Source organism: Spiroplasma endosymbiont of Othius punctulatus (assembly GCF_964019505.1).
GTDB lineage: Bacteria > Bacillota_I > Bacilli_A > Mycoplasmatales > Mycoplasmataceae > TIUS-1.
On record NZ_OZ026449.1, the window covers coordinates 786,197 to 804,451 of the forward strand.

Consider the following 18,255-nt stretch of genomic DNA (forward strand, 5'->3'; position numbering starts at 1 on the left):
CTTAAATTCCCTTTAAGTTATTGATAACTTTTTCTTTACCTAATAACATAATTATTTTTGCAAGTTCTGGTCCGTGTGACTGAGTTGTAATCATTATTCTTGTGGGCATGAAAAGATCTTTACCTTTTATGTTTAACTCTTGTCCAACTTTTTTTATTGCGTCTTTAATTGACTGTTCATCAAAATTGATTTTTGACATTTCGTCAATTAAAGCTTTGTTTAAATTTTTGTATTCAAATGCTTTTAATGTTTTTAAATCTTCACTTGATACTTTTCTATCAATGAAAAATAAATCTAAGTGATCATTTATTTGAATTCCAAATTCAATTTCTTTTTTGAATAATAATAGAAGCTGATTAAACTCGTCTTCACTAAATTTTGATAGGTCATATTTTGAATCTACAAATTCTTTTACAAAAGTTAAATATTCTTTGTCTTCGATTTTTTTCATTCACACTGAGTTTAATCATTGCAATTTTTTAACATCAAATGTTGATGGTGATTTTGAAAATCTCTTTTCATCAAAGATTTTAATTAGTTCTTCTTTTGTGAAAATTTCTTCTTCACCCCCAGGTGATCAACCAAGTAAAGAGATGTAGTTAAAAATTGCTTCAGGTAAATATCCTAATGATTTATATTGTGATATGAAGAAGTCTTGATTCCCACTTCTCTTTGATAGTTTTTTTCTATTGTCATCTACAATTAAAGTCATGTGACCATAAGTTGGTGCTGTTCATTTGAATGCTTCAAAAACCATTAATTGTTTTGGTGTATTTGATATATGTTCTTCACCTCTAACAACATGTGAAATTTCCATGTCGAAATCATCAATTACAACTGCAAAGTTATATGTTGCAACTCCGTTTGATTTGATCATTACTCAATCACCAATTTCATTAGATTCGAATTTTATTTCACCTCTAACCATATCGTTGATTGAATATTCTTTGTTACCTTCAACTTTGAATCTAATGTTAAATTCTTTAGATTCATTTTTTGATATTTCTTCTTTTGAAAGCTCTCTACATGTACCTGCGTATCTTGTTGCAATTACACCTCTTTGTTTTTGTTTTTCTCTTTCTTCTTCTAGTTTTTCAGAAGAACAAAAACATTTATATGCAAATCCTTTTTCTATTAACTTATTTGCATAATCTTTATAAACTTCTAATTTTTCTGTTTGTTTATACATTCCGTATTTTTTAACTGGTTTTAAAAAAGATTCATCTGGTGTAATTGATAATCAATCTAAGTTATCAAATTGTGATTCAATTGCATCCTCAACATTTCTTTCAAAATCTGTATCTTCTATTCTTACAATAAAATCACCTTTGTGGTGTTTTGCAAAAAGAAAATTCATTAGTGCTGTCCTTGTGTTTCCTATGTGTAAATACCCTGTTGGAGACGGAGCATAACGTAATCTAACTTTTTTCATTTGTAACCTCATTGATGTTATTTTAACAAATTAATACTTTTCATTGGTTTATATTTTTAAAGTGTTCTTCTAGAAAATAAAAAACAATTTTTAAATTGTTTTTTATCTATTAAATTTAAAGTGACAAACATCACCATCTTGGACAATGTAGGTTTTTCCTTCAAGTCTCATTTTTCCACCAGCCTTTAAATCAGCTTCATTTTTAAAAACCATCATGTCATCATAAGAATAAACTTCTGCTTTAATAAATCCCTTTTCGAAATCGGTGTGAATTATCCCAGCACAAACTGGAGCTGTTGATCCAGTTTTAAATTGTCAACCTCTTGCTTCTTGTGGCCCACAAGTAAAGTAAGTCTTTAGGTCTAATAATTTGTAAGCTGTTTTAATTAACATTTCCAATCCAGTTTCTTCAACTCCAAGCTCACTTAGGAAAACCATTTTTTCTTCATGTTCTAATTCAGTCAATTCTTCTTCTAAGCGTGCACAAATTTTTACACATTCATTTCCATTAGCTTTAGCATAATCACTTAATTTTTTATAGTTTTCTGAATCTTCAGCAAGTTCATCATCATTCACATTTCCAACATAAATTATTTTTTTAGAAGTTAGTAACTGGAATGATTTAGCCATTTCAAATTCGTCATCTGTTAATTTCATTTGACTAATCATTAATGCATCAGATAACCCTTGTTTTAATTTAAGTAGTAAGTCGTGTTCAACTATGGCTTCTTTATCTTTACCACCTCTCGCTTTGGGTGCTATACGAGAAATTCTTTTATCAACAGATCCTTCATCAGCATAAATCAATTCTAGTTGTATTGTTTCAATATCCCTAATAGGGTTTACACTACCATCAACATGAGTTATGTCCTTTGATTCAAAACATCTAACAACTTGACATATAGCGTCTGTTTCTCTGATGTTTGCAAGGAACGCATTTCCCAAACCTTCACCTTTTGAAGCTCCAGCAATCAACCCAGCAATATCAACAAATTCAATTGTTGTTGATATAATTTTTTTTGAGTTAAATACTTTCGCAAGATTATCTAATCTAACATCTGGCACTTCTACTACCCCTACGTTTGGACTTATTGTTGCAAATGGGTAATTTGCAGCTTCCACTTTTGAATTTGTTATTGCATTAAACAATGTAGATTTACCAACATTTGGTAATCCAACAATTCCTACTTTTAGTGCCATTAATGTTTCTCCTTAATAAAAATCAACTACTGTTGTAATTGATTTTTTAGTCTTCTAATAAATCTAATATCTCTAATATTCTATTCAAATCTTTGTTATTTGAATAGTTAATAATCATTTTTTTCTTCTCGATCATCACACGTGTCCCAAGTTTTCTTTGGATAGAATCTTCAAGGTGTTTGATTTCAACTGATTTTGGTTTTTCTGATCTTGTTGGTGCTCCACCCATTGATTGGAATTTAACTAACATTTCAACTTCTCTAGCAGTCATATTTTTTTCAATAACTTTTTTAAATAGTGAATTTAATAATTCTGGTTTATCAACTAACACAAGTAATGGTCTTACTTGCCCTGTTGTTACTCTACCTTCTAAAAGTGCATTTTGAATGTTTGATGGGAATTTTAATAGTCTCATAATGTTTGCAACATATGGTCTTGATTTTTTAATCTTAACCGCAATTTGATCTTGAGTTAGATTCAATTTTTTTGACATTTGACTGTACGCAATCGCTTCTTCAATATCTGTCAAATCGACACGTTGAATGTTTTCTATAATTGCCAACTCTTCTATCTGTGATGAGTTAAGTTTTAAAACAACAACTGGAATTTCAATTAGTCCAGCAATTTTAGATGCTCTATATCTTCTTTCACCGGCAACTATTTGATAATTACTGTTATCAATTTTAGTAACTACAACTGGTTGAATTAAGCCGTGCTCTTTAATTGAATCAGCTAAGTTGTTTAATTCTTCTTCATCAAATTTCTTTCTTGGCTGAAAAGGGTTTGTAACTAATGAACTTAATTTAACTACATTGCTTTCAGCGTCTTTTAATATTTCTTCTTTGTTTTCACCTAAGATATCAACAACATCATTCACATCATCTGTATCGATATCTAATAAGCTTTGGAAACTATATTTTTTACTTGCCATTTTGTTTTAACACCTCTCTTGTAAACTCTGCATATGCTTTGGCTGCTTTGTTTGATTTATCATATTCATAAATTGATTCACCAACCATTGGTGCTTCAGCAATTTTAATACTTCTTGGTATTAATGCTTCGTATGTTTTATTGCCAAATGTTCTTTTTATTTCTTCATAAACATCACGACATAGTTTTGTTCTGTTGTCATACATGGTAACTAACACACCTTCAATTTGAAGCTTTGTATTTCTAGTACTCTTGATTGATTTAATTGTTTTCAACAGTTGTACCACACCATGTAATGCATAGTGTTCTGCTTGAATTGGAATTATTACTGAATCAGCAATTTCAAGAACACAAATATTAATAATACCCAAACTTGGTGGACAATCTATAATTACAAAATCATAGTCTGATTTCAATTTTGTTATATCTTCTTTAAGTACATTTTTATATTGTTCTTTTTTTTCACCCAACACAAAATCAAGTGTTGAAAGATTTGAAGTACTAGGAATTAAATCAAGATTTTTTTTGACATCAACTTTAATAACGTCTTCATATTTTAAATTTTCAATAAACATATGATAGACAGATTTAGTTGCATTTGAGATTTTATAACCAACTCCAGATGAAGCGTTGTATTGTGAATCTACATCCATTAACAATACTTTCTTGCCCTCAAGTGCAAGTCCGCACGCTAAGTTTATTGAAGTTGTAGTTTTACCAACCCCACCTTTCTGGTTAGTAATAGCAATAATTTTTCCCATAAATTCCTCACTTATTAATTTTACATTACATATTGATAATGTTATTTTTTATTACTAACAACATCCTTTTTGATCTTTGAATAATGTCTTGGATAGCTTACTGGTGTTTCGCTTATTTTTTTATATTCTATATTGTTTCTTATTCCAATGATTTCATTCTCATATACTTGAACTTTAGATTGAACAAAACCTAATTTATGAGGTTTTGATTTTAATTCATTAACTTCCTCTTCGACTGTGCGAGCCTTGAGCGCAATGAATGAACCACCAACTTTTATTATTTGAGATGATATTTCTAGAAGAATCGTTAATCGCGCAACCGCTCTTGCAATAACGATGTCTGCCTCATGTCTGTGTATTTTAGATAAATCTTCAACTCTTGCATTTAATGCTTGTACATTTTCAAGTTCAAGCTTACTAATTAGAAATGACAGGAATGTTGTTTTTTTATTATTTGAATCTATTAAAACAAATTTCGAATTTGGATATATTATTGCCAATACAACTCCTGGAAATCCAGCACCTGATCCAATATCAAATATTTTTTTATTATCTAAATCAAATTCTTTAGCCATGATCATTGAATCAAAAAAATGTTTTATATAAACTTCGTCTCTTTCAATGATTGTTGTAAGGTTATATTTTTCATTTTCTTCAATTAAAAAATTGAAATATATTTCAAGATCGCCTAATTGTTTATCAGATAATTGAATATTTAATTCACTATCAACTAATTTTTTAAAAAAAATATTTTCCATTTTGTCCCCTACACATATAATTATATTTAACTATTTGATATAATGATTTTAAATTGGAGAAATTTTATATGGGTAAACATATTAATTTAATTGTTACCGGATCATCAAAGGCAGACATGTCACTTGGTTTATACAATGAACTTATCAAGAAAGGATACAGTGTTGTAATTTATGCAACTGAAGCATCAAGGAAATTTGTTGACTTAGGTGACTTGGATGCTGGTAAAAGTAAAAACATTCACGATAGAACTGGATATCAACAATATCATTATCCTGCACACTTCACAGTTGCAGATGAAGCTGATTTAACAATTGTATATCCTGCAACTGCATCTTTTATAAACAGAGTTTCAAATGGATCACCAGATGATTATTGTTCAACACTTGTGTCACACACAACAACACCAGTAATATTTGCCCCCTCTTCTTTTGAGCGTGTCTTTACAAATTACGCAACTCAAAGAAACATTGACTTTGTTAAAAGTAAGTCTGCACCAAATTGACACATACTTGACCCTTTGGTAGAGAATGTTGGTGTTGTAAATGAAAACTATTATTCAGTACCATCTATTGAAAAGACAATTACTTTTATGGAAAAAATAATTGATAAAAAATAACATTATTTATTAAAATGAAAAAAGCGAATCACTTCGCTTTTTTTGTTTATAAAGTTATCGTTTGGATTTATCAAACGCTTCACCAGCGACTTTCGGCGGTTTACACCACTTAGCCATCGCAACCATAACTACCAGAGAGATAATGTATGGAAGTGCTTGGATTAACATTTTGTTATCTGCAAATCATGTTCCGATCAAGAAAGTTGTACCAACAGCTTCACCTATTCCAAATAGAGTAGCAAATACAAATGATGATATCAATATGAATTTAGTTCTTCATTGACCAACAATCATGATACCAAGTGCCAGGAACCCTCATCCACCAGTATCACCACGGAATATTCCGGCGGTTCTACCAACAACAAACATTGCTCCAGCTAATCCAGCTATAGCAGCAGATACCGTCATCGCTATGAATCTATATTTAATAACATTGATACCAGCTGCTGAAACTGAGTGAGGATTCTCTCCACAAGCAGCGTGTCTCATTCCTGTTTTTGTAAATGCGAAATACACACCCACAATAACCATAATTAATACAGCTAATAATAAATAAACATTAAAGAATTTTGCATCTGAAATTCACATTCTTGTAAAGTTTGATGCAACAAAGTCTGATCCATCAATTACAGTAATAAAGAATAACCCTAATCCCGCAGCCAATATATTAATTGCCGTTCCTGAGACAATGTGGTTGGACCTCATCTTAATGGACGCAAATGAATGTAACAGCGAGAACACTGCAGCAGCCACCATTGCAAGTAACATACCAATTATTTGTAATCCATTGTTGTTACCATTTTTATTTGCGTAAAAACCAAACACCGAGAAAACAAGTGCTCCGATTATCATGTATCCTTCAATGGCAATATTCACCATTCCTGCTCTTTCGGCAATCATTCCAGCCAATGAAGCTAGCAAGAATATTGCAAAGAATATTGATATGTTTCCAAATAAACTATTAAGCATTAGTTACTACCTCCATTTCTTTTATGAAATAATCCTTTTTAATTTCTAATTTATTATCTTTGTCTGTTACAGATTTAATTTTTGATTTATATTCATTTTTTAATACAGATAGTTTGGTTTTTATTTCAGATAGTTGTAAATTATATTTTTCTTTGTCATCTGATTTAATTTTGTTATAACTATCAACCGTCATAAACGCAGCTTCACTTGTTATCTCTTTTAATTGAATAATCTGTTGTTTTAACTCAGACATTATTTGTTGCTTATTGTCTAGATTCAACTTGATTTCTTCTTTTGCATCATAAGTTAATTTAGCAATTTTAGTATCACGAGAATTTGTTACATTCATCAATTCATCTAGAATTGAATATGATCTAGACATTTTATTTGAAACATATCTCTTTTTAAATCCTCTAATACCATTGTTTGAAAATTTAGAATATGAATCATCTTTTGAAAGTAGAATTGAATTTTTAATCGCACGTATTTGACCTTTGATTAAATCTTTTTCTTCGCCATCGGTTGTTTCTTTCAATTTTAATTTAAGATTTTTGATATACGACTTTTGTTCAATGATCTCAATGTTGAGTAAGACATCTTTTTGTCGATGAATAAATCTTTTTATTTTTGTAGTAATTTCAAATTTGTAGAATAACGAATAAACAGCGGCTCCATAAACTATTGCACCAAATACCATTGATGCAGTTTCTTTTGAAACACCAACATATTCTCCAAATGAACCAAATGTTGAACCAACTTTTAATGATGCCCATAACAACGCTATTGGGATAATTCCAAGTACATTATTAAACGAAACAAGCGCCACAGCAATAACATCAAACCCCAATGTAGGGATTGTGTCGTTTGTCATAATAATTGCGCCACCTTCGCGTTGCATGTAGAAGAACATTCCACCAAGACCTATAAATAGACCCTGGACTGATGTAGTTAATATAAAGTATGTTTGGTTTTTAACACCTGCATATTTTGCGGCCGTTGATTGTTTACCAACCATGTTAAATTTAAATCCCACAGTTGTAAACGTTAGAACAACTCAAACAATAACAATACAAAACAACGCAGTTAATACACCCAATATTCAGTTGTTACCGCTTATCGATAACCAATCATATCCAACACTTGGTGAGTTACCATTGTTTGCTGCCAACACATTGTTACCAACAAATCACTTAACTAAATATCATGCAATTCAGTTCAACATAATTGTTGTTACAACTTCATGAATGTTTAGTTTAGTTTTTAATACCCCCGCAAGTGTAGAAATGATTACACCCGATAATATAAACATTAATATTACTAATATTATTGCTGCACGCGGTATTGAATCAAATCCCATTAATTGACCACTGTCATCAACTCCACGTAAGCTGTTAAGACATAGGTAACTTAATCCCATACCAAGAACTGCTTGACCAGATCCACCCATGTTAAATAGACCAACCTTAAATCCCAAAGCCAGCCCAAGACCCATTAATGCATATGAAGCAAAGTAGATCATTGTCATGTTTATCAGTGGGCTAGCAGCAATGCTGTCACTACTAAATCCCGTTGCTAACATATTGAAGAAGTAACCAAATCCGTTGTAACCATTTAAGCTAACAATTATTATTCCAACAATTGAACCAAATATAATTGCTAGAACTGAAGCCTTTACAAATTTTAATTTTGTCTTAGTGTCATCACCGGTTGCTTGTGCAATGAATTTTTTTTGTTTCATTCATTTATCGATATTAAATGTTTTATTCATTTGCTACCTCCGCACTTTTTTGACCTAACATCATTTTTCCAATCTCTTCTCTAACAGCACCTTTCCCAGGTATTGTATCAATTGCATTCCCTGAGTTAACAACAACTATTTTGTCAGCTAAAGCCATTACTTCATTTAGTTCATACGAGATTAACAATATTGCTGATCCCATTTCTTTTGCTTTTAAAATTTCTGAATGTATATATTCAATCGAACCAACATCTAATCCACGTGTTGGTTGAAATATAACAATTAAGTTATGCTTTCTTGATAGCTCTCTACCAACAATTATTTTTTGTTGATTACCACCAGATAATTGTCTTGCTATTGCAAAACCGTTGTTTGCTCCCCTTACGTCATATTTGTAAATTATTGTTTGACCATAAGTTTGAATTGCATTTCTATTAACAATTCCAAATTTAGAAAATTTGTGGTTTGAAACATCCTGTAAAACAGTATTGTCAATTACATTCATATCCAAAACCAGCCCGTGTTTGTGCCTGTCTTCTGGTATGTGGCTTATCTTGTGTTTCTTATATCTGTCGTCTATTGATGCGTTTGTAATATCAATATCATTTAAATAAACCTTTCCACTGTCAACCCTTTCAAGTCCGGTGATTGCATTTGCTATTTCTTGTTGTCCATTTCCTTCAACTCCAGCAATAGCCACAATTTCACCTTCTCTTATTTCAAGTGAAAAATCTTTTAGCCCAAGTACTTTTTTATTACTTGCTTTGTTCATTGAAACATTTTCGATTCTTAAAACAACTTTTTCCTTTGGGGGTAAATAGTTGTTTTTTACTTCAACTAGTTTTCTACCAACCATAGCTTCCGATAATTCATCAACAGTAGTTTTCTTCATATCGTATGTTCCAATCATTTTACCCCTACGGATAACAGTTGCAGAATCTGCTACTTTTTGAATTTCAGCCATTTTATGTGTAATGAATATTATAGTTTTTCCGTCCGCCTGTAGAACCTTCATAACATCTAATAATCCATCAATTTCTTGTGGTGTCAGAACAGCAGTCGGTTCATCAAATATTAAAATATCAGCATCTCTATACAAGATTTTTAATATCTCAGTTCTTTGTTGAACACCAACTGTTGAGTTTGAAACCGTATCGTTTAATTCAATATCGAGTTTATATTTTTCCATAATTGTTGTTATTTTTTCTATGATTGATTTTTTATCAATAAACTCTTTGAATTTAAGTTTTTCATCACCTAGTGCAATATTTTCTCAAAGTTTAAATATATCCACCAATTTAAAGTGTTGATGAACCATACCTAATCCAAGTTTGTTTGCTTTAATTGGACTTGAGATATATTCTGTTTTTCCATTAATTTTTATAGAACCTCTAGTTGGTTCATACAATCCAAACAATACCGACATTAGTGTTGACTTACCAGCACCGTTTTCTCCAACCAATGCATGAATTTCACCTTTCTTAACTTTAAGATTGATGTCTTCATTTGCGACAATTGTTCCATTGAAAATCATTGTTACATTTTCCATTTCAACAGCGTACTCATTATTTAAGTTTTTTACATTATTTTCCATAACTTAGAAATCCTCCATAATTAGTTTCAGACATTCCATCTAATACAGTTGTTGCATATTTTTGTATTGTTTCAATTGATAAAGTTTTGTCAGGCGTGTTATTGCCTTCTCCCACAAACTTGAAATATTCTAGTGATGCAGTTAGCATAGAGTCACCTAATTCTTCTTTCATGATTTTAAAATTTTCTTCTTCCACTTTGTTTAAATCAGATGTTGAAATTGAACCACCTAATCATAAGTCCATTCCTTTTCAATCGCTCTCGTCGAGTTTCTCAAAATCCAAACCTAACGGTAATGGATCAGAACCTATTTCTCCTGTTTCTTCATCTTTAGTTGTAACGCTCAAGTTATTACCCATTTCACTTAATTTTTCATTAAATTCTGGGTCATCGTTTGAAGCTTCTTTCAACTCATCATTAAAAACGCCTGAGTGTGCAAGTGCAAGTGCAGTTGAACCAACAATATCCTTCTCGGCTGACGTTATAAACAAATCAGCGTCAGAGCTATACATTTCAACTTGGTCAGTATCTACACCAACTACGAATGCCTTACCTTTTTTACCCTCTTCTTTCAAAACTTTAAGTGTATCTGCTGTTTGTGGGCCCGCAACAGGCATAACAACATTTGATTTATTTTTATCATTTATCAATGTTTCAGATATATCCGATCCTTTACCTGGATCAAATGAGTCAGTGAATCATTGACTGTGCTCATTTTTAAAATATCCTTTTTCTTGATTTGCAGAAATTGCTGCTTTTGAATTTTTATAATCAAAATTAGCATCAAGTTCAAAAGATATTCCTATTTTTTTATACTTTTCCTTGACCACTTCACTGTCACCATCGAATGCATCATTATATGCAAGAACTGATGCCAAAAATCCGGCCATAAACGGATCAACAGCGGTTGCATTTTGCATTCCACCAAACGTTCCTAAAGTCGGTGTAACTCCAGGATTTGTTTTTAGCATATGCATTATTGATGCAGTTCCTGCTCAAAATCCTGACATATCAGATCTATAAGAAAGACCAATCGTATTTTCATACATATCACCGTTTGGTCTTGTTGCAGAACCATCGATTAAGATTGCCACACCTCCAGCTCCCTCGGCACCATTATTTGCGGTTTCCAAGAAGTTGGCGTGTTTGAATCCGGGCAATATTAATGCTTTGGCACCACTATTAAATGCACGATCATACATTCATGGTGCATCAGTCATTGTTGCTGGTTGCGCATAAGATATTTCATCTTTATCCGGTTTGCTTAATGCATTGTGGATGAAACGATTCCCACCCATATATCCAGATTGATTAAATGATTTATCAGATACCTTACCAGCATCAGTTATTACATATATTTCACCAAATCTTTGTCCACCAAACCCACATGACACAAGTGTCATTGTTGACGTGATAACAAGAGTTGAAATACCTAATATACTTATTAATTTTTTCACTATACCTCCTTTTTGCAAAAAAAACACACCAAAAATCTAATTTAGATTTGAGGTGTTGTCTCCTTTTTAGTTATCGATTTATATATTTAATCTTATTCTTTACTTTGGAAAAATCAATGGAAAATTCAAAATAAAAATCAAAGTTTTACCCTTGATTTTAAATTATTAAATTAGAATTTTTTTGCTGCTGCATCTATTTCTTTTTCGAATACATATGCTACATCCATTGGTTTTTGGCCAGCTAATGGAGGCATATCCATACCACCTAATACAAGAGGTTTTTCAACTTTTGAACCTCATAGTGTAAATAGTCCTGATAAGTAATCTCCAATTTTTATGAAGTCTGAATATCAGTGAGTTGGTGAACCTTTAGTTGTGATAATTTGAACTTTCAAGTTATCTAATAATCCTGCAGGTATTCCTTCTGGGTGAATACTTTTTGCATATGAGAAAACTTGGTTTGCTAATGCAATGTGGTCAATATAGTTTTTTAATAGTGGTGATATATTTCAGTTAATCATTGGTGTAACGATAACTAATTTATCAACTTCTTTTAATTGATCAATGTAAAATTGTGAAGAAATTGGTGTTCAAAATTTATCCATATTTCCTTGTCACAATGCCTCTTTAGCCATATCTACTTTGTTTAAATCTAAATATGTATATGAATCAGCTGGATTTAATTTTTTATATCTCGCAATAAATAGATCACTTATTGCACGTGAACGTGACATTTCGTTAGGTGTAACGTTCGCATTAATTACTAGTACTCTTGCCATGTAATTTTTCTCCTTAAAATTTGAGTCTTTTTTTACTCCCATATATTCTATTAAATTATGGCACAAAAAGTAAGTACATACAAAAATGTGCTATAGTATACTTTAAGATACCACAAAGGACCATATGGAAAGAAGTTGCGCAATTGAATATACAATATCAATCATAAAGTCAAAATGGGTCTTTTTAATATTAAGAGATCTAACCGAAGGTAAAAAAAGATTTAGTGAACTACGAAGATGTATACCTGGTGTTTCGCAAAAGATGTTAACTGCAAATCTAAGGTTCTTAGAAGAAAAGAAAATATTAACAAGAATTGTCTATCCTATTGTTCCACCAATGGTTGAATATGAATTAACTGAACTAGGTTTATCATTAAGCCCTCTTTTAGAAGAAATGAAAAAATGGGGTGAACTGTCACAAAAAAAATAATTACTATTTAAGTAATTATTTTTTGTGCATATTTTTTTCTCAAGTAGAACAACAACATTTGAATATCAGCCGGTGTTATACCCGTAATTCTTGATGCTTGTCCAACTGAGTTAGGTCTTATTTTTTCTAATAGTTGTCTAGCTTCAGTCGCTAAGTTATCAACATTTGAATATGTTATATCTGTTGGAATTAACTTAGATTCTGAATTTTCAAATCTTTGAATAGTTTCATTTTCATTTTTAATATAACCCTCAAATCTAATACTTATTACAATGTATTGAACTTGGTTGTGAGTTAAGTGTTTTAGTTCAGGTATGTATTTGAATACAATGTTTGAATCAACTGTTGGTTGTTTCAGCAATTGGTAAGCACTAATCCCCTGACTTATATTTGCTTGTTTTAATTTCAATAGTTCAATTGCAATTTCAGATTTAGGTGTGTATCTTGTTTGTTTTAATAGTGCAATTGCATCATTAATTTCTTTTTCAAATTTTTGATATTCATTTCATTCTGTGTCTTTGATTAAACCAATATCTCTACCGTGTTTTTTTAATCTAACTTCGGCATTATCATTTCTCAATGTAAGTCTATATTCTGATCTAGAAGTTAAAAGCCTGTATGGTTCAACCACACCTTTATTTACTAAGTCATCAATCATAACTCCAATATAAGCTTCACTTCTTTTTAAAATTAGTGGTTCTTTATTTTGAATTTTTCGAACAGCATTAATACCTGCGATTAATCCTTGACCAGCTGCTTCTTCATATCCACTTGTTCCATTTATTTGGCCAGCCAAAAATAAGTTCTTTATTCCTTTTAACTCCAAAGATAATTCAAGTTGTGTTGGATCAATACAATCATATTCGATTGCATATGCTCATTTATCCACAATACAATTTTCAAATCCAGGTAAACTTTTTAACATTTGTTCTTGTATATCAATTGGCATTGAAGTTGAAAAACCTTGAACATATATTGTGTCTAGTGACAGCGATTCTGGTTCTAAGAATAATTGATGTTGTTCTTTTGAATTAAACCTTACAACCTTGTCTTCAAATGATGGGCAATACCTTGGCCCAACACCATCTATGGTTCCCCCATACATTGCTGACTTTGTTAGGTTATTTTCTATAATTGTTTTAGTTTCTTTTGTTGTATAAATTAAATGACATGGAACTTGATCTTTAACATCTCTGTATTCTTTTGTAGAGAATGAAAATGCCAATTTTGCATCAGACCCCGGTTCTAATTGAGCTTTACTAAAATCAATTGAGTTTGTTTTAACACGAGGTGGAGTACCTGTTTTAAATCTCAAAATTTTGATTTTATTTTCACGTAATGTATCACTTAAATATGAAGTAGTAATTTCACCATCTGGTCCTGTATTTTCTGTTTCACTTCCTCTATGTAGAATTGATGACAAATAAGTACCTGTAGTTAATATTGCTGAATCACATTCAATAATTCTTCCATCCTCTAAAAGGACCCCAGTTACTTTTGAGTCCTTTAAAATTAAGTCCTTAGCCACACCTTCAATTAATTGAAGGTTTTCTTGGTTAGATACTTTATTTTGCATATATTTTGAATATTTGACTTTATCTGATTGTGCACGCAATGCTCAAACCCCTGGTCCCCTTGATGAGTTTAGGAGTTTCATTTGTAGCGCAGTTGCATCTGCTGCTTTGGCCATTTCGCCACCTAGTGCATCAATCTCTCTAACAACAATACCTTTAGCTGGTCCACCAATTGATGGATTACATGGCATAGCTGCAATTCTATCCTTATATAGATTTAAAAGAACGGTTTTACATCCCATTCTTGCACTAGCTAAAGCTGCTTCGACACCTGCGTGTCCTGCACCAATAACAACAATGTCAACTTTCATTTTTGAATTTTCTTTTAACATAATTAGATAATACCAATAAAAAAACGAGATATCTCTCGTTGTTTTATTGATTGAATTTTGTATAGTCAAATTCTAATGATATTGAATCATTTATAGTAGAAATTACTCTGAATCCTGAATCCAGTAAATATGTAATTGTCTTGTCTCCTTTTTTTGAAACTTCCATAATAATTCTTTTTACACCATATTTTTTTAGTATTGCAATGATGTATCTGTCGACAACATCACTTCATTCATCTTCTTCTATTGTTTCTCTCAAACCAATAATGATTGCGATTCTTAGTTCTAGTGCGTCTTCGTCATATGGAACTACTTCAATAATACCAACAACTTTTCCGCTCGCTACTATAACTTGAGCACCCGCATTTATCATTCTGGTGTAAAGTTTATCTTCATTTAACTTATTAAGACCCAACATTGAATATGATGTATTTTCGATCTTGTGATCATTCTCATCTTTGAACAAGTAGAAAATTTCTTCTTTATCTTTTTCTTCTATGTCCCTAAAGTTAATAGCTTGTTTTGGCATGTCCCCTCATAAACACTAATTTTTAAATTGTGTTTGTTAATGATTAATTATTTAGTTTTATTTATTGAATTTACCAAAGTCAAATTCAAATGTAATTATGTTATTAATTGTTGAAACAACTTTATATCCCGATGACAATAGGTGGTTAATTGTTGCGTCTTGTGTTTTTTCAATTGAAATAATAATTCTTGTTGCACCATGTTTTTTTAGTGCTTTAATAATGTATTTTTCGGTTGCAATTTCTGATTCTTTTGGATCAATGTTGTCGTCTTGAATAACGACCGTTCTAAGTTCTAATCCATTATTTTCATATGGAACCATTTCAATAATTCCCAAAAATAAACTATCATCCCTAGTTATTACTTCGACGTTTAGATTTGCCATTCTTTTAAATAAATCATCTTCGCTCAATTGGTCAAGTTCAAATATTGCATAAGCTGATGTATCTGCTTTTGATGATTTTCCAAATAGTCCTGATAAGTTTTTTTTATCGCTTTCTACTAATTTTCTAAATGTGATTTTATGTGTTCCCATAACTTACTCCAAAATATCTAAGTGTTGACTTAGATATTGTTATCTTTTATTTTTATTTTTTGTTTAATTTTTTGAAATCGAATTCAAATGTTACCGCGTCATTTATTGTTGAAACAACTTTGTAACCTGCTGATAATAAATGCTTAATTGCTAGGTCGAATTGTTTATGCACTTCAATAATTATTCTTGAAACACCATGTTTTTCTAGTTGTTTCAATATAAACTTTTCTGTAGCTGCTTCTGATTCTCTTTGATCTACATGATCAAATTTTTCCATTGCCAGTCTGATTTCAATTGAATCAGAGTCGTATGGAGTAGTTTCAATAACTCCTAAGAACTTACCTTCTCTTAATATAATTTCCGCATCAACTTTTATCATTCTTTCTAACAATTCAATGTCAGTTAGTTTGTCTAAACCCAACATTGAATATGAAAACCTAACAATGTCTGAGTTGTCTTCGTGGAAAATATTAAATAAATCCTTTTTATCTTGCTCTTCTACCTTTCTGTATGTTATTTTGTTTTTCATTTTTACTCCAAATATAAATCATTAAATTATATATTTATAATATTATATAGTTATTCTTTTGAAGATCACTAATTTTTCACTAACTTGGTTATAAATAATTTTGTTTTTAACAACTGTTTCTTTATTGATTTCCTTAATGTTTACACCCATTTGGTTCATCATAATTTCATATGTCTTCACTAAAATTGGTTTCAGTAGGTAGTTTATAGTTGTAATTGAATATTGTAATTCTGATAGTAATAAGTTTAATTCTTCTACTTTGTTTTGTTTGTCTAAATCTCATGGTTTTGAATCTTCAATTAATTTATTAGATAAATTACCCAACTCAAGCACGGCCTCTATAGCCTTTGAATATTTATACTCATTCATGAATTTGTCATATGCAACAATTGTGTCTTGTGCGCTCCTAAACAATTTTGATTTACTAATATCAACCGGTTTTAGTTTACCGTTTGAGTATTTTATAATCATATTTGAAACTCTTGAAATTAAGTTTCCTATATTATTTGCAAGGTTTGTATTAAATGATTCAACCATCAATTCATCTGAATATGATCCGTCATTGTCAGTTGGCAAGTTTAGTGCAATATAAAATCTGACGGCATCTGAGCCATAGGTTTTTATCATTTCCCTAGGGTCAACAACGTTACCTAGTGATTTTGACATTTTTTCGTTTTTGGCCATAATTCACCCGTGTGATAAAAGTTTATCGGGAGTTTTTAAACCAAGAGCTTTTAGCATTACTGGTCAATAAATTGAATGGAATCTCGTGATTTCTTTACCAACTATTTGTAAAACTTCACTATCTTTTGATCAAAATTGTTTTAATAGTTTTTCATCACTACCTCACCCAAGTGCTGTAATGTAGTTTGAAAGGGCGTCCAATCAAACATAAATTATATGTTTGTCACTTTCATTAATTTTAATTCCTCAATCAAAAGTCACTCGTGTAACTGACAGGTCTTCAAGGTTATTGTTAATGAAGTTATTTAACATTTCTGTCTTTCTATTTTCTGGAACCAAAAAGTTTGTCTTAAATAAATCTACTAAAAATTTTTGATATTTCGAAACACGCAACATGTATGATTCTTCAGAAAAGTCTATTGCTTTGTTTTTACAGACAACATGAATAAATGATTCATCCATTTGTTCTCTTGTTAAAAACTCTTCACAACTTACACAATACTTACCTTTGTATTCACTTAAATAAATATCATCTTGTTTTAATAGTTTTGTAAATATTTTTTTAACTGCTTCTACATGGTCTTCATCTGTTGTGCGAATAAATCTACCAAATTCAACATCAAGCTCTTTTCATAATTCTTTAAAACCAACAACAATTTTATCAACATAAGTTTTAGGGTCGACTCCAGCTTCTTTCGCTTTTGTTTCAATCTTTTGACCATGTTCGTCAGAACCCGTCAAAAAGAAAACGTTGTAACCATTTTCTATTTTGTATCTTGAAATTATATCTGCTAGAACTGTTGTGTACGCATGACCAATGTGCAATTGTCCACTAGGATAATAAATTGGTGTTGTTACATAAAAATTTTTGTTACTCATTATTTGCTTGTCTCTTCAACTACTTTATAAATTGATTTTAAACCACGGTAACTTCCGTTGTATGTTAATCCATAACCCAGCACATGTTCGTTGTGTACTTGGAATAATGATTCAACATTAAATTTAGTTACTCTTTTTGTTGTAGGTTTTTCTAATAATGTTAGAACACGAATATCAGCTGGGTCCTCAGATTTAATTTTGTCATAAATTTTCTTCAGTCCTTTACCTTTGTAAAGCATGTCATTCATGATCAAAACGTGCCTTCCTGTCAACGCTTCATATTTACCTAATTCAATATCAAAGTCTTTTCTTGAATCTGTTGGATAAGAAACAAATCTAATTTGTACATCAATTGGTAACTCACGTATAAAGTCAGAAACAAACATAAATGTTGACTCAAGTTCAGCCACTATTGTTAGTTGAACTCCGTCATAAATTTTTGTATATTCATCAGCCTTTTTAACAATAGCCGCTTTAATTTCTTGTCATGTAATAACTGTTAATAATTTATTTTCTGCCATAAATCTCCT

Annotated in this window: 18 protein-coding genes; 2 read left to right on the top strand and 16 right to left on the bottom strand. The window is 30.9% G+C overall.

Annotated elements, in window-relative coordinates:
• Nucleotide 1: 1 nt before the first annotated feature.
• The 5 genes from gltX to rsmG all read right to left on the bottom strand — a co-directional run bounded on the left by gltX (nucleotide 2) and on the right by rsmG (nucleotide 5,081).
• A complete protein-coding gene (gene gltX, locus AACL07_RS03700) occupies nucleotides 2-1,432 on the bottom strand; it encodes a glutamate--tRNA ligase (protein ID WP_338983448.1) in 1,431 nt (476 codons plus the stop codon).
• Between the two features lie 102 nt (nucleotides 1,433-1,534).
• A complete protein-coding gene (gene ychF / locus AACL07_RS03705) occupies nucleotides 1,535-2,632 on the bottom strand; it encodes a redox-regulated ATPase YchF (protein ID WP_338983450.1) in 1,098 nt (365 codons plus the stop codon).
• Nucleotides 2,633-2,678: 46 nt separating this feature from the next.
• On the bottom strand, nucleotides 2,679-3,563 hold the full coding sequence (locus tag AACL07_RS03710; protein ID WP_338983451.1) for a ParB/RepB/Spo0J family partition protein: 885 nt from the start codon (nucleotides 3,561-3,563) through the stop codon (nucleotides 2,679-2,681).
• Nucleotides 3,553-4,323, bottom strand: a complete 771-nt coding sequence (locus AACL07_RS03715) for an AAA family ATPase (RefSeq protein ID WP_338983453.1) — start codon at nucleotides 4,321-4,323, stop codon at nucleotides 3,553-3,555. Before AACL07_RS03715 ends, AACL07_RS03710 begins: the two co-directional genes overlap by 11 nt.
• Nucleotides 4,324-4,364: 41 nt before the next feature.
• Nucleotides 4,365-5,081 (bottom strand): 16S rRNA (guanine(527)-N(7))-methyltransferase RsmG, encoded by a 717-nt coding sequence (gene rsmG / locus AACL07_RS03720; RefSeq protein WP_338983454.1) that lies wholly within the window; start codon nucleotides 5,079-5,081, stop codon nucleotides 4,365-4,367.
• 68 nt (nucleotides 5,082-5,149) lie between these two features.
• On the opposite strand from rsmG, the gene AACL07_RS03725 reads away from it, so the two are divergent.
• Nucleotides 5,150-5,698: a flavoprotein gene (locus tag AACL07_RS03725; RefSeq protein WP_338983455.1), complete on the top strand. Its 549-nt coding sequence runs from the start codon at nucleotides 5,150-5,152 to the stop codon at nucleotides 5,696-5,698.
• Nucleotides 5,699-5,752: 54 nt separating this feature from the next.
• On the opposite strand, the gene AACL07_RS03730 is transcribed toward AACL07_RS03725, so the two are convergent.
• The 5 genes from AACL07_RS03730 to AACL07_RS03750 all read right to left on the bottom strand — a co-directional run bounded on the left by AACL07_RS03730 (nucleotide 5,753) and on the right by AACL07_RS03750 (nucleotide 12,234).
• Nucleotides 5,753-6,667, bottom strand: a complete 915-nt coding sequence (locus tag AACL07_RS03730) for an ABC transporter permease (protein WP_338983457.1) — start codon at nucleotides 6,665-6,667, stop codon at nucleotides 5,753-5,755.
• Nucleotides 6,660-8,435: an ABC transporter permease subunit gene (locus AACL07_RS03735; RefSeq protein ID WP_338983459.1), complete on the bottom strand. Its 1,776-nt coding sequence runs from the start codon at nucleotides 8,433-8,435 to the stop codon at nucleotides 6,660-6,662. The genes AACL07_RS03730 and AACL07_RS03735 overlap by 8 nt, the downstream gene beginning before the upstream one ends.
• The gene (locus AACL07_RS03740) at nucleotides 8,428-9,999 is read right to left on the bottom strand and encodes an ABC transporter ATP-binding protein (RefSeq protein ID WP_338983461.1); all 1,572 of its coding nucleotides are present in this window, start codon (nucleotides 9,997-9,999) and stop codon (nucleotides 8,428-8,430) included. Before AACL07_RS03740 ends, AACL07_RS03735 begins: the two co-directional genes overlap by 8 nt.
• A complete protein-coding gene (locus AACL07_RS03745) occupies nucleotides 9,989-11,455 on the bottom strand; it encodes a hypothetical protein (RefSeq protein WP_338983463.1) in 1,467 nt (488 codons plus the stop codon). The genes AACL07_RS03740 and AACL07_RS03745 overlap by 11 nt, the downstream gene beginning before the upstream one ends.
• Before the next feature lie 170 nt (nucleotides 11,456-11,625).
• Nucleotides 11,626-12,234 (bottom strand): FMN-dependent NADH-azoreductase, encoded by a 609-nt coding sequence (locus AACL07_RS03750; RefSeq protein ID WP_338983465.1) that lies wholly within the window; start codon nucleotides 12,232-12,234, stop codon nucleotides 11,626-11,628.
• Nucleotides 12,235-12,358: 124 nt separating this feature from the next.
• Here AACL07_RS03750 and AACL07_RS03755 point away from each other — a divergent pair, with 124 nt between their 5' ends.
• Nucleotides 12,359-12,664 (top strand): helix-turn-helix domain-containing protein, encoded by a 306-nt coding sequence (locus tag AACL07_RS03755; RefSeq protein WP_338983467.1) that lies wholly within the window; start codon nucleotides 12,359-12,361, stop codon nucleotides 12,662-12,664.
• A 7-nt stretch (nucleotides 12,665-12,671) separates the two neighbouring features.
• Here AACL07_RS03755 and mnmG read toward each other — a convergent pair whose 3' ends face one another.
• The 6 genes from mnmG to AACL07_RS03785 are packed head-to-tail and all read right to left on the bottom strand — an operon-like array spanning nucleotide 12,672 to nucleotide 18,246.
• Nucleotides 12,672-14,570, bottom strand: coding sequence for a tRNA uridine-5-carboxymethylaminomethyl(34) synthesis enzyme MnmG (mnmG, locus tag AACL07_RS03760; RefSeq protein ID WP_338983469.1), 1,899 nt, complete (start codon nucleotides 14,568-14,570; stop codon nucleotides 12,672-12,674).
• A 43-nt stretch (nucleotides 14,571-14,613) separates the two neighbouring features.
• A complete protein-coding gene (locus AACL07_RS03765; protein WP_338983471.1) occupies nucleotides 14,614-15,099 on the bottom strand; it encodes a hypothetical protein in 486 nt (161 codons plus the stop codon).
• A 57-nt stretch (nucleotides 15,100-15,156) separates the two neighbouring features.
• The gene (locus AACL07_RS03770) at nucleotides 15,157-15,633 is read right to left on the bottom strand and encodes a hypothetical protein (RefSeq protein WP_338983473.1); all 477 of its coding nucleotides are present in this window, start codon (nucleotides 15,631-15,633) and stop codon (nucleotides 15,157-15,159) included.
• A 52-nt stretch (nucleotides 15,634-15,685) separates the two neighbouring features.
• Nucleotides 15,686-16,162: a hypothetical protein gene (locus tag AACL07_RS03775; protein ID WP_338983475.1), complete on the bottom strand. Its 477-nt coding sequence runs from the start codon at nucleotides 16,160-16,162 to the stop codon at nucleotides 15,686-15,688.
• 42 nt (nucleotides 16,163-16,204) lie between these two features.
• Nucleotides 16,205-17,725, bottom strand: coding sequence for a methionine--tRNA ligase (metG, locus tag AACL07_RS03780; protein WP_338983477.1), 1,521 nt, complete (start codon nucleotides 17,723-17,725; stop codon nucleotides 16,205-16,207).
• Nucleotides 17,725-18,246, bottom strand: a complete 522-nt coding sequence (locus AACL07_RS03785) for a phosphoribosyltransferase (protein WP_338983479.1) — start codon at nucleotides 18,244-18,246, stop codon at nucleotides 17,725-17,727. The genes metG and AACL07_RS03785 overlap by 1 nt, the downstream gene beginning before the upstream one ends.
• Between the last annotated feature and the right edge of the window lie 9 nt (nucleotides 18,247-18,255).